This is a genomic window from Sphaerisporangium flaviroseum (genome assembly GCF_039537005.1).
GTDB lineage: Bacteria > Actinomycetota > Actinomycetes > Streptosporangiales > Streptosporangiaceae > Sphaerisporangium > Sphaerisporangium flaviroseum.
On sequence record NZ_BAAAZR010000009.1, the window covers coordinates 42,683 to 55,766 of the forward strand.

Genomic DNA, 13,084 nt, shown 5'->3' on the forward strand with positions numbered 1-13,084 from the left:
CAGGTGACGCGCAGGTACGTGTTCCCGGCGTCGTTCGCCCAGGAGCGGTTGTGGTTCCTCAGCCGCCTCGAACCCGATGTCCCCGTGCAGAACCTGAACATGCGGATCGACCTTCCCGGTGACATCGATCCCGGGCGGCTGCGGCAGGCCCTGGGCGGGGTGGTCGAGCGGCACGAGGCGCTGCGCACCGCGCTGGCGGTCGAGGACGGTGACCTCGTCCAGATCGTCGAGGTGGAGCTGCCCGTCACGCTCGCCGTCTCGGACCTGACGGCCGGGAGCGGCGATCGGGAGGAGGCGTTCGCCGAGCTGGCCGCCCGGGAGGCGGCGGCGCCGTTCGAGCTGGGCAGCGCGCCGCTGTGGCGCGCCCACCTGGTCCGTGTGGCCGCCGATGACTGGCGGCTCCTGCTCATCGCCCACCACGCGGTGTTCGACGCCCGGTCAGGGGACAACCTCCTGGCCGAGCTGATGGAGATCTACGACGCGATCGGGCGGCAGAGACCGCCACGCCTGCCCGACCTGCCCGTCCAGTACGCCGACTACGCGGCCTGGCAGCGAGGGCGCCTCGGCGAGGGGACTCTCGCGGACCTGCTCGGCTACTGGCGGCGGCAGCTCGACGGCATCCCGGCGGACCTGGGACTGCCCAGGGACCGGCCGCGGCCCGCCAGACGTTCCTACGCCGGCGCCGAGTACCACGTGAACCTGCCCGCCGACTTCGCCGCCCGCGTGGAGGCGCTGGCGAAGGGGCGGGGCGTGACGCTCTTCATGGTGCTCCTCGCCGGATTCACGGCGGTCCTCGGGCGCTTCGCCGGCCGGCAGGACGTGGTCGTGGGCTCGCCCGTCTCCGGGCGCGAGCTGCCCGAGGTCGAGCCGCTGATCGGCATGTTCGTCAACATGCTCGTGCTGCGCACCGGCCTGCACGGGGACCCGGCCTTCACCGAACTGCTGGAGCGGGTGCGGACCACCGTCGTGGACGCGCTGGACCACGCGGAGGTGCCGTTCGACCGGCTCGTCGAGGCGCTGCGACCGCACCGTGATCCGAGCACCCCGCCGATCTACCAGGTCGGCTTCAACCTGTTGCCCCTGACCGGACGCTACCAGTTCTCCAACGGCACCGCCCAGCTCGACCTGACCATGGACGTGATCAAGACAGAGGACGGGATAGGCGTATGGGTCGAATACAGCACCGAGCTGTTCGACGAGGAGACCGTCGCCCGGCTGGTCACCGCCTACCGTGTGCTGCTGGAGGCGGCCGTGGCCGACCCCGGCCTGCGCCTCTCGGAACTTCCCCTGATGACGGAGGGACAACGGCGCCGGTTGCTGGTCGAGGCGAACGCCACCGACGCCTGGTACCCCGCCCGGCCGCTGCACGAGCTGATCGCCGAGCAGGCGCGCAGGGTTCCCGGAGCGACGGCGGTGCGCACGGCCGAGGGGACCGAGCTGACCTACGCCGAGCTTGACGAGCGGTCGGCGGCGCTGGCACGGGCGCTTCGCGCGCGTGGGGTGACCGACGAGCGCTGCGTGGCGGTGTACCTGCCGCGCGACGCGACCCTCATCGTGGCACTGCTCGCGGTGCTGCGGGCGGGAGCCTGCTACCTGCCGCTGGACCCGGCCTATCCGCCCGAGCGGCTGAAGTACATCCTCGGCGACTCCGGCGCGTGCCTGGTGCTCACTCGTTCGGACCTGCGCGATCGGCTGCCGGCCGAACGCCCGCCCGAGCTGCTGCTCGATGCCTTCCCCGGCGAGCTGGAGCCGCCGTACGAGACGGGCGGCCCGGTGCAGCCGTTGCCCGAGGTGAGCCCCGACCAGCTCGCTTACATCATCTACACCTCCGGCTCGACCGGACGTCCCAAGGGAGTGGAGGTGCCGCACCGGGGCCTGGTGAACCTGGTGACCGACGTGGCCAGGGAGCAGGGCGGCGGTGACGTGTTGCTGCTGACCTCGCTCTCGTTCGACATCGCGGCGCTGGAGATCTTCACTCCGCTGCTCTCCGGCGGCACCCTCGCGGTCACGCCGGACGAGGCGGTGAAGACGCCCAAGGAGGTGCGCGGGGCGGCCGAGAAGGCCGACCTGGTGCAGCTCACCCCCTCCGTCGCCGAGATGCTGCTGGGCGAGCTGCCGCACGGGCTGCCTCAGATCATCTGCGGTGGGGAGCCGCTCCCCGCCGATCTCGCACGCAGGCTCCTCGACATCACCCCGCGGCTGTGGAACTTCTACGGGCCGACGGAGACGACGGTGTGGTCGACGCGTATGAGGATCACGCGGGACAGCGGGCCGGTGGGGATCGGTGGTCCGGTGGCGAATACGCGGGTGTATGTGGTGGATGGGGGGTTGCGTCCGGTTCCAGTGGGGGTGGCGGGGGAGTTGTTGATCGGTGGGGTGGGGTTGGCGCGGGGGTATCTCGGGCGGCCGGACCTGACGGGGGAGCGGTTTGTTCCGGATGTGTTCGGGGGTGGTGGTGGGCGGTTGTATCGGACGGGTGATCTGGTGCGGTGGCGTGGTGGTGGTGTGTTGGAGTTCTTGGGTCGTCTTGATGATCAGGTGAAGGTTCGTGGGGTGCGGATCGAGCTTGATGAGGTGGCGGCGGTGTTGGGTGAGCATCCGTTGGTGCGTCGTGCGGTGGTGGTGGTGCGTGATGACGCTCCGGGCGGCCGCGGCCTGGTCGCCTACGTCGACTGGGCGGGTGAGCGGGCCGGGTCCGCCCCCGTGGGCAGCCCGACCCCCTCGCCCGCGGACGCCTGGGTGGGTGAGGGGGCTGGGTCTGCTGCGGTGGGCGGCCCCACCCGATCGACCTTGGACGCCTCTGCCGGGGCCGGTCAGCCGGAGGTGGCGGCGCGGCTTCGGGAGCACGTACGCGCTCGCCTGCCGGAGGCCATGGTCCCGGCGGCGTACGTGGTGGTGGACCGGTTCCCCACGCTGCCCAGCGGCAAGCTCGACCGCGCCGCGCTGCCCGCCCCCGCGCGGGAGCGCCCGGAGCGGCGGCCACGCGTCGCCCCGCGCACCGAGCAGGAACGGGCGCTGCACGCCATGTGGACCGAACTGCTGGACGACGAGCACATCGGGGTCGACGACGACTTCTTCGCACTGGGCGGCCACTCGCTGCTCGCGATGCGCCTGGTGACCCGGCTCCGCGAGGCGTACGGGGTGAACGTCCCGCTGCGCCGCTGCTTCGAGACCCCGACGATCGCGGGTCTCGCGTCGCTGCTCCCCGCCCGGCCCGGCCCGGCCGGCACCGGACCGATCCCGCCGGCGGGCGAAGGGCCGGTGCGGCCCTCGCACGCCCAGGCCCGCCTGTGGTTCATGGACCAGCTTGACCCGGGCAACCCCGTGTACAACGTGGCCTGGGGCGAGCGGCTGATCGGCCCGCTGGATGCGGAAGCGCTGGCCGGAGCATTTGACGCCCTGGTGGATCGGCACGAGATCCTGCGCATGGTGATCGTGGACGAGGACGGAGAGCCGCTGCTGGCGGAGGGCCCCCACCGGCCCCGGCTGGAGACGCGGGACCTGTCCGCGACGCCCGACGTGACGTCCGACGTGTCCGCCGCGACGTCGGATGCGGTGGCCGATGTGACGTCCGATGCGGTGGTCGACGTGACGTCCGGCGCGGCGGGCGATGTGACGTCCGATGTGACGTCCGGTGCGGTGGGCGATGTGACGTCCGTCGCGGTGGTCGATGCGAAGTCCGACGCGGCGGCCGTTGCTGCGCGGGATGAGGCGCGGCACCGGTTCGATCTTGCTGAGGGGCCGTTGATACGGGCGACGCTGCTGCGGACGGCGCGGGACGAGCACCACCTCCTGCTCACCCTGCACCACGTCGTCACCGACCGGTGGTCGCTGTCGATCCTGCTCCGCGACCTGATGGAGCTGTACCGGGCGCGGATCCACGGCGACCCGGCACGGCTGCCCGAGCTCACCGTGGGATTCCGGGACTACGCCGCGTGGCGGCGTGACCGCCTGGACGACGGCGCGCTGGACTACTGGAAGCGCACCCTCGCCGCGCTTCCCGACACCCTGGACCTGCCCGCCGACCGGCGCCGGCCGGGACGTCCGAGCTTCGAGGGACGGCGGCTGACGTTCGTCATCGACGAGGAGACGGTCGCCGCGGTACGGGCGTTCGCCCAGGCGAGGCGGGCCACGCCGTTCACGGTGCTGCTCGCCGCACTCCAGGGTCTGCTGGCCCGGTACACCGGCCGGACCGACATCCCGATCGGCACCCCCGTCTCCGCGCGCGACCATCCCGCACTGGAGGAGGTCGCCGGGCTGTTCCTGAACACCCTCGTGCTCCGCGGCGACGTCTCCGGCGACCCCGATTTCACCGAGCTTCTCCGCCGCGCCCAGGAACGGGTCCTCGAGGCGCACGACCACGCGGGCCTGCCGTTCGAGGTCCTGGTCGAGGAGCTCGCCGAGACGCGCAGCCTGTCGCGCAACCCGCTGTTCCAGGTGATGTTCGCCTACCAGAACGTCCCGCCCGCACCGCCCGAGGTGGCGGGGCTGGCGCTGCGGACGCTGGACGTCGACCCCGGTGTCGCCCAGGTCGACCTGCACCTGGTGGTCGAGGAGGCGGGGGATCGCCTGATCGGAGTGCTGCACTACGCGACCGACCTGTTCGACCACGACCGGATGGAGCGCTTCGCCGACCACTACCGGGCGTTCCTCGCGGGGGCGGTGGCGGCGCCGGAGGCCCCGGTGTCCGGCATCCCGGTGCTCACGGCCACGGAGCGGAACATCATCCAGGCCGCCAACGCCACCGGCCGCGACTACGTGGAGACCGCTGGCCGCGACCACGTGGAGGCCGCCGCCACTGCCACCGGCCGCGACCGCGTGGAGACCGCGGCCAACGCCACCGGCCGCGACCGCGTAGAGACCGCCGTCACCGTCGGCGGCCCGCCCGGGGAGACCCTGCACGGCCTGGTGGCCCGGCAGGCCGCACGGACCCCGACGGCTCCGGCGCTCGGGTACGAGAGGACGGACGGTGGCCGCGCCTGGCTGACGTACGCCGAGTTCGCCGCGAGAGTGAACCGGCTCGCCCGCAGGCTGCGCACGCTGGGCGTGGGTCCTGACCGGGTCGTCGGAGTGTGCCTGGAGCGTGGAGCCGACCTGGTCCTCGCCGTGCACGCGGTATTGGCCGCCGGGGGCGCCTACCTGCCGCTGGAACCGGACCACCCGGCCGAGCGGCTGGCTCTGATGACGTCCGAGACCGGGACGCGGCTGGTGGTCACGACGGCGGCGACGGCGGCGTCGCTGCCCGGCGGCCTGACCCGCGTCCTGCTGGACGAGGACGCTGACCTCGCCGGGGAGGAGGACGGCGTCCTGGACGTGGGGCTCGTCGGGGAGGAGGACGGCGTCCTGGACGTGGACCTTGCCGGGGAAGAAGACGGTCCGCCGGATGTGGACGTGCCGCCGGATGCGCTGGCGTACGTCATCTTCACCTCGGGGTCCACCGGGCGGCCGAAGGGCGTCGGTGTGTCACACCGGTCGATCGCCAACCGGTTGCGCTGGATGCAGGAGACGTTCGGCCTCGGCCCCGCCGATCGCGTTTTGCACAAGACGCCCTTCTCCTTCGACGTGTCGGTGTGGGAGCTGTTCTGGCCGCTGATGGCCGGCGCGGGGCTCGTGGTGGCGCGGCCGGGCGGGCACGCCGACCCCGCCTACCTGGCCGGCCTCATCGAGGCCGAGTCGGTCACCACCCTGCACTTCGTGCCGTCGCTGCTGGACGCCTTTCTCGACGAGCCCCGCCTCGGAACGCGTCTCGCCGGTGTGCGGACCGTGGTCTGCTCCGGCGAGGCCCTGCCGGCGGAGCTCGCCGGGCGCCTCCTGCGCGAGCTTCCCGCCGCCGGGCTGCACAACCTGTACGGCCCGACCGAAGCGGCCGTGGACGTGTCCTGGCACGCCTGCGCACCGGGGGAGAGCACGGTTCCGATCGGGCGGCCGATCGCCAACACCCGGCTGGAGATCCTGGACGCGAGGCTGGACCGGGTCCCGATCGGGGTGCCCGGACGCCTGTGGATCGGCGGCGTGCAGCTCGCGCGGGGCTACGTGAACAGGCCGGGACTGACCGCAGAGCGGTTCGTCCCCGATCCGCTGGGCCCGCCGGGAGCGCGCCTCTACGACACCGGGGACCTCGCGCGGTGGCGGCCGGACGGCGAGATCGAGTACCTGGGCCGCACCGACTTCCAGGTGAAGATCCGCGGGATGCGGGTCGAGCTCGGCGAGATCGAAGCGGCGCTCGGGGCGTTGCCCGGCGTGCGGGCGGCGGCCGTGCACGCCGTCGAGGACGGCGCCGGCCTCCGCCTCGCCGGGTACGTCGTTCCCGAGAGCCCGCTCGACGCGGCGCCCGGCCGCGAATGGCGCGAGGCGCTCGCGGAACGCCTGCCCGACCACATGATCCCCCGGAGCTGGGTGCTGCTCGACGAGCTGCCCGTCACCGGCAGCGGGAAGCTCGACCGGCGTGCCCTGCCCCTGCCGCGGGCGGATGACCAGACCGTCCACGACGACCCGCGAGGACCGGCGGAGGTGGCCGTCGCCGAGGCCTGGCGCGCGGTGCTCGCACTCGACCGCGTCTCCGCCCACGACAACTTCTTCGCCGCCGGCGGCGACTCCATCCGCAGCCTGAAGGTCGTGGCGCGGCTGCGCAAGGAAGGTTACGCCGTACGGCTGGAGCAGATCTTCCTGCACCAGACCGTGCGCGAGCTGGCCGGGCGGCTACGGCCCGCGGAAGGCGAGACCGGGCCGGAGGAGCGGAGCGTGGCCGCCTTCGGCCTGCTGAACCCGGATGACATGGCCCGACTGCTCGGAGGTGAGATGCGATGACGGTCACGGCCGGTGCCGCACGTGGTCTTGAGGACGCCTACCCGCTGGCCGCGCTCCAGGCCGGCATGCTGTACCACAGCGCGTACGAGCCAGACGCGCCGACCTATCACGACCTGACGACCATCACGCTGCGCGGGCGGTTCGACCGCGAGGCCTTCACCGCGGCGCTCGCGGAGGTGACCGGCAGGCACCCTGTGCTGCGCACCTCCTTCGACCTCACCGGGTTCAGCGAGCCGGTCCAGCTCGTGCACCGGTCCGCCGTCATGCCGCTGGAGGTATCCGACCTCACGCACCTCACCGACCACGCCGAGGTGGAGGCCCGGCTGCGGGAGTGGGCGGAGCAGGAGAAGGGGCGCCCGTTCGACTGGGCGAACCCGCCGCTCGCGCGTGCTCATGTGCATCTGTTACCCGGCGGGTCGTTCACGTTCAGCCTCGGCTTCCACCACGCGATCCTCGACGGCTGGAGCGTGGCGGCGTTCACCACCGAGCTGTTCCGCCGGTACGCCGGGCATCTGGGCGGAGCCCCGCTCCCCGCAGAGGCACCCGGCGCGGCGTTCCGTGACATGGTGGCCCGCGAACGTGCCGCCGTCGCGTCGCAGGAGGCGAAGGAGTTCTGGCTCGCCCAGGTGGCCGACGCTCCCGACACCCGGATACCCCGGTTGCCCGGCGCGGGCGCCGGAGAGGCGCGTGCGGTCCAGGTCCTGACGGATCCTGTGGCCGCCGGCGTGCTGGAGGGCCTGCGCGACGTGGCCCGGTCGCTCCACGTGCCACTACGGACGGTGCTGCTGGCCGCCCATGTGCGGGTGCTGTCCCTTCTCACCGGCCGGCCTGAGGTGATGACCGGCCTGGTCGCGCACGGCCGCCCCGAGAGCGAGTCGGGTGAGGAGGTTCTGGGACTGTTCCTCAACACCGTGCCGCTGCGCGTCTCGGCGGACACGCCCACCTGGGGCGCGCTGGTGAGGCGGGTGTTCGAGGCGGAGGTGGCGCTGCTGCCGCACCGGGGCTATCCGCTGTTCGAGATCCGGCGGGCCAGCGGGCGCACCCCCTTGCTCGACGTGCTGTTCGACTTCCGCGACTTCCACGTCTACCGCGACATGCCCGCCTCCGCGGGGATCGAGATCGTGGACCAGGAGTTCTTCGAGCAGACCGACCTGCCGCTCACCGTGAGCTTCGGCAGGAACAGGGACCACGGCGGCTTCGACCTGACGCTCTCCTACGACCGGGCGCAGTTCCCCGCCGAGCAGATCGAGCGCGTCCGCGACCACTACCGGACCGCGCTGCGCCTGCTCGCCACCGGTCCGGACGCCGACCCCCGGCCCGCGGCCCCCTACCTCGCCGCCGACGAAGACGCGATCACGGGATGGAACGCCACGCGGCGGTCCTACGACATCGCGCCCCTGCACGAACTCGTCGCCGCGCAGGCCGCGCGCACGCCGGACGCGCCCGCCGTCGGCTACGAGGAGGCCTGGCTGACGTACCGCGAACTCGTGGCGCGTGCCCGAGCCGTGACGTCGGCGCTGGTGGAGGCGGGCACGCGGCCCGGCGACGTGGTCGGCGTCCACCTGCCGCGCGGGCCGGAACTGCTGCCGGCCCTTCTCGGCGTGCTCGGGGCGGGCGCGGCCTACCTCCCGCTGGAACCGGGGCTGCCCGCCGAACGGCTGTCGTACATGATCGCCGAGACGCGGGCGCGCACGGTGCTGGTCACCGAGGAGACGGCCGGCGAGGTGCCGGACGGCGTCGCGCTGCGGGTCGGCACACCCTCCGCCGAGGCCACGCCCCCGGACGGTGATGCCGCGCGGCCCGCCGTCCCGCCTGACGCGCTGGCCTACGTGATCTTCACCTCCGGCTCGACGGGCAGGCCGAAGGGCGTGGGCGTCTCCCACCACGCGATCGCGAACCGCCTGATGTGGATGCAGGAGGCGTTCGGGCTGACCGGCGAGGACCGTGTCCTGCACAAGACGCCCATCGGGTTCGACGTGTCGGTGTGGGAGCTGTTCTGGCCGCTCGTCACCGGCGCCGGGCTCGTGGTGGCCCGGCCGGACGAGCACAGGGACAGCGCCTACCTGGTGGCGCTCATCGCCAGGGAACGCGTCACGACCCTGCACTTCGTGCCCTCCATGCTGGAGGTCTTCCTCGACGAGCCGTTCCTGCGGCCGCAGGCGATGCGGCGGGTCATCTGCTCGGGCGAAGCCCTGTCCGCCGAGCTGGCCGGGCGCTTCCACGAGCGGTTGCGCGGAGTCGAACTGCACAACCTGTACGGCCCCACCGAGGCGGCCGTGGACGTCTCCTGGCACCCCTGCGCGCCCGGCGAGAGCGCCGTTCCCATCGGGCGGCCCACCGCCAACACCCGGCTGGAGGTCCTCGACGCGCACGGCGAGCGGGTGCCCGTCGGAACGGCCGGAGAGCTGTGCATCGGCGGCGTCCAGCTCGCCCGCGGCTACGTCGGTCGTCCCGCGCTGACGGCCGAGCGGTTCGTTCCCGACCCGCACGGCCCCGCGGGGGAGCGGCTCTACCGCACCGGCGACGTGGCCCGGTGGCTCCCCGGCGGCGAGATCGAGTACCTCGGCCGCACCGACTTCCAGGTGAAGATCCGCGGCCAGCGCGTCGAACTGGGGGAGATCGAGGCGCTGCTGGTGGCACAGCCCGAGGTCAGGGCCGCGGTGGTGACGCTCAGGGGGGACACCCTCGCCGCCTATCTGGTGCTCCACGACCCTGACGGCGACGTGGATTTCGCCCCGCGGCTCCGTGCCCGGCTGCCCGGCCACATGGTGCCGGTGGCCTGGATACGCCTGGACGCCCTCCCGGTCACCGCCAACGGCAAGCTCGACCGGGCCGCCCTGCCCGACCCCGGGCAGACCGGTCGCGCGCCGTACCTGCCGCCGCGCGACCCGTTCGAAGCGCGCCTGACGACCTTGTGGGAGGAGACGCTGGGGCGGGACGCCATCGGCGTCCATGACGACTTCTTCGCGCTCGGCGGCCACTCCCTGCTGGCGCTCAGGCTGGCGATGAAGCTGCGCAAGGAGCTGGACCGTGAAGTTCCCCTCTCCATGGTGCTCACCGCGCCGACGGTCGCGCTGCTCGCCGCCGAGCTACGGCGCCCCCAGGACAGCGACGGCGCCGAACAGCGCATCGTGCCCCTGCGGCCGGTCGGCGACCGTACCCCGATCTTCCTCTCGCACGCCCTGGGCGGCCAGGTCTTCCGGTACCTGCCGCTGACCCGGCGGCTCGGCGCGGACCAGCCCGTCCACGCCATCCAGGCCAGCGGGCTGGTCCCGGGCGAGGAACCGCACACCACCCTGGCCGAGATGGTCGAGGACTATGTCGCCCACCTGCTGAAGGTGCGCCCGCGCGGGCCGTACGTCCTCGGCGGCTACTGCATCGGCGGCAACATCGCCCTGGAGATGGCACGGCGGCTGCGGGAGAGCGGGCAGGAGGTCCCGCTCGTCGTGCTGTTCTACTCCGACGCCAACGAGCCCGTGATACGCGCCTCGCTCCAGGACGACGCGGTCCTGCTGATGCACGCGCTGGCCGGCGGCCCCGTGGAGGTCGACCTGGACGCGCTGCGCCGGATGGACCCCGACGCACGGCTGCTGGCCGTCATCGAGGCCGCGGCCAAGGCGGACCGGCTCCAGCCCGACACCGCCGACCTGCGGCAGGCGCGGCGCTTCGTCGAGGTCTTCCGCGCCAACGCCCACGCGGTGGGCGACTACCGGCACGACCCCTACGACGGCGACGTGCTGCTGTTCTCGCCGGCCAGGGAGGGCGCGCAGCCGGACGACATGGGATGGCGGTCCGTCGTCACCGGCCGGCTGCGCATCTCGCCCATCCTCGGGGAGCGCTTCACGGTCATGTATGAGCCCCTGGTCGCCGACGCGGCCACCGAGCTGAGAAGGTGCATGGATCATGGCGTCACCCACGACTGAACGGACGGGACCGGCCACGCTGTGGAGGGACCAGGACTTCCTCAAGCTCTGGGCCGGGCAGAGCCTGTCGCTCGTCGGCACACAGGTCACCGTCCTGGCGATGCCGATCGTGGCGTTCCTGCTGCTGAACGCCTCGGTCGCCGAGATGGGCATCCTCGGGGCGCTGGCCAGGCTGCCCATGGTGCTGTTCCTGGTCGTCGGGGTCTGGGTCGACCGCATGCGCCGCCGCCCGGTGCTGATCGTGAGCGACGTCGCCCGCGCCGTCATGCTCGGCACGGTGCCCCTGCTGTTCGTCATGGACCTGCTGGTCCTGTGGTGGCTCTACGTCGTGGTGTTCGCGATGGGCGTCTTCGGCGTGCTGTTCGAGATCGCCTACCGGTCCTACCTGCCCGGCCTCGTGGCGCCTGAGCACCTCGGCGACGGCAACAGCAAACTGCAGCTCAGCGACTCGGTCGCCAAAGCGGTGGGACCGAGTCTCGCCGGAGTTCTCGTGGCCGCGCGGTCCGCGCCGCTGGTCATCATCATCGACGCCATGACGTACGTCATCTCGGCCGTCTCCCTGCTGCTCATCAGGAAGCGGGAGGACAGGCCCCAGGCCGACGAGGGCGGCGGCTCGATGCTCCAGGCGATCGCCCAGGGGCTGCGCTGGGTGATGGGTCAGCCCCTGATACGCCCCCTGGCGATCGCGAGCGCCGTGTACTCGTTCTTCGACATCGGCATCCTGCAGACGCTCTACTTCCCCTTCCTGGTCCAGGACGTCGGCGTGCCCGCGGCCTGGGTCGGCGGCGTGCTGGCCGTGGGCGGCGTAGGGGCGATCGCCGGAGCCTGGCTGGCGGTCCGTTTCATGAAGGGCGTCGGGCCCGGCCCCACGATGCTGTGGGCCACGGTCATCGGCAACAGTTCGCTGCTGCTGGTGCCCCTGGCCGGTGGGCCGCTGTGGCTGGCGGTGGCCATGCTCGCGGTCTCGCAGCTGATCGTCGGGCTGACCACGCAGATCTTCGTCGTCAACAACATCACCGTGCTGCAGTCGGCCACGCCGCGCGAGATGGTGGGCCGGGTCATCGCCACCATCTGGGCCATGGGCCTGGTGCCGGCACCGCTCGGCGCGCTGGTGGCGGGCCTGATCGGCGAGGCCGTGGGCATGCGTCCCGTCGTCCTGGTGGCCGCTCTCATCGGGGCGCTCGTCCCGATGGCGGTGCTGGCGATGTCCCCCATCCCCAAACTGCGCCAGGTGCCGGAAACTCCCCTCACCTCGGGCGAGGGGAGTTGAGCTCGGCGAGCAGGCCGAGCTGTTCGACGCGGTCGTCCATCGTGGGGGCGTTCAGGCCGACGATCAGCGTGGTGGCTCCGGCCTCGCGGTAGGCGGCGAGCCGCTCGCGTACCCGTGCGGGCGTACCGCAGAGGGTGAGGGTGTCCACGAGGGGATCCGGCAGCTCTTCCATGGCCTCGCCCAGGCCACCGTCGAGGTAGGCGTCCTGCACCCGGGCCGCGGCGGAGGCGAAGCCGAGACGGTGCGCCAGCCGGTTGTAGAAGTTCACCTCCCGGGTCCCCATGCCCCCGAGATACAGCGCGAGCATGGGGCGCACCAGGTCCCGCGCGTAGTCCGCGTCGTCGTCCACCATGGCCATGACCATCGGGGAGACAGCGATGCGGGAGACGTCGCGCCCGGCCGAAGCCGCCCCCTCGCGCAGCCGCTGGAGGGACTCCGCGAGGTGCTCGGGAGGGAAGTGGATCGGCAGCCAGCCGTCGGCGACCTCGCCCGCGAGGGTGATGGCCTTCGGGCCCATGGCCGCCAGGTGGACGGGAAGCGGCTTGCGGACCGGCTCCACCGCCAGGGTCAGCTCCTTGCCCCGGCTGTCGGGCAGGGGCAGCACCAGGGTGGGCCCCTCGTGGCGTACCGGCCGGCCCGCCAGGGCGGTGCGCACCACCTGGACGTAGTCGCGCAGGTGGGCCAGCGGGCGCTCGTAGCGGTGACCGTGCCAGCCCTCCGCCACCTGTGGGCCGGAGGTGCCGAGGCCCAGCCGGAACCGCCCGTTCGAAAGCCGGTCTATCGTGGCCGCGGCCATGGCGGTGGCGATGGCGGTACGCCCCGAGATCTGCAGGATCCCCGTGCCGAGCTCGATCCGCTCCGTTCCCGCCGCCAGCCAGGCGAGGGTGGCCGCCGGGTCGACACCGTAGCCCTCAGAGGCCCACACGGACTCGTAGCCCAGCCGCTCCGCCTCCTGGACCAGCTTCAGTTGGTCGCCGGGCGTGGACGCCACGGGTCCCAGGGTGCCGATGCTGAAACCCAGCCGCACGATTGCCTCCTCCGCGCAACGAACTTCTTGATCGCATCATCCCCGGAGACGGCCGTC

At 72.6% G+C, this 13,084-nt stretch carries 4 protein-coding genes; 3 read left to right on the forward strand and 1 reads right to left on the reverse strand.

What is annotated here, in order from left to right; genetic code table 11:
- The first annotated feature begins 3 nt into the window (after nt 1-3).
- From ABD810_RS19790 to ABD810_RS19800, 3 genes are read left to right on the forward strand one after another with little or no spacing between them, the layout of a single operon-like run.
- On the forward strand, nt 4-6,807 hold the full coding sequence (locus ABD810_RS19790) for an amino acid adenylation domain-containing protein (protein ID WP_344942084.1): 6,804 nt from the start codon (nt 4-6) through the stop codon (nt 6,805-6,807).
- Entirely contained in the window at nt 6,804-10,730 is a 3,927-nt protein-coding gene (locus tag ABD810_RS19795; protein WP_344942087.1) for an amino acid adenylation domain-containing protein, read from the forward strand. The genes ABD810_RS19790 and ABD810_RS19795 overlap by 4 nt, the downstream gene beginning before the upstream one ends.
- Nucleotides 10,711-12,000 (forward strand): MFS transporter, encoded by a 1,290-nt coding sequence (locus ABD810_RS19800; RefSeq protein ID WP_344942090.1) that lies wholly within the window; start codon nt 10,711-10,713, stop codon nt 11,998-12,000. Before ABD810_RS19795 ends, ABD810_RS19800 begins: the two co-directional genes overlap by 20 nt.
- Here the strand turns inward: ABD810_RS19800 and ABD810_RS19805 are convergent.
- A complete protein-coding gene (locus tag ABD810_RS19805) occupies nt 11,978-13,027 on the reverse strand; it encodes an LLM class flavin-dependent oxidoreductase (RefSeq protein WP_344942093.1) in 1,050 nt (349 codons plus the stop codon). The genes ABD810_RS19800 and ABD810_RS19805 overlap by 23 nt on opposite strands.
- Between the last annotated feature and the right edge of the window lie 57 nt (nt 13,028-13,084).

Excerpts from the sequence above, each read along its gene's own strand:
- ABD810_RS19795 (WP_344942087.1), top strand. The coding sequence starts at position 6,804 with ATGACGGTCACGGCCGGTGCCGCACGTGGTCTTGAGGACGCCTACCCG.
- ABD810_RS19800 (WP_344942090.1), top strand. The coding sequence starts at position 10,711 with ATGGCGTCACCCACGACTGAACGGACGGGACCGGCCACGCTGTGGAGG.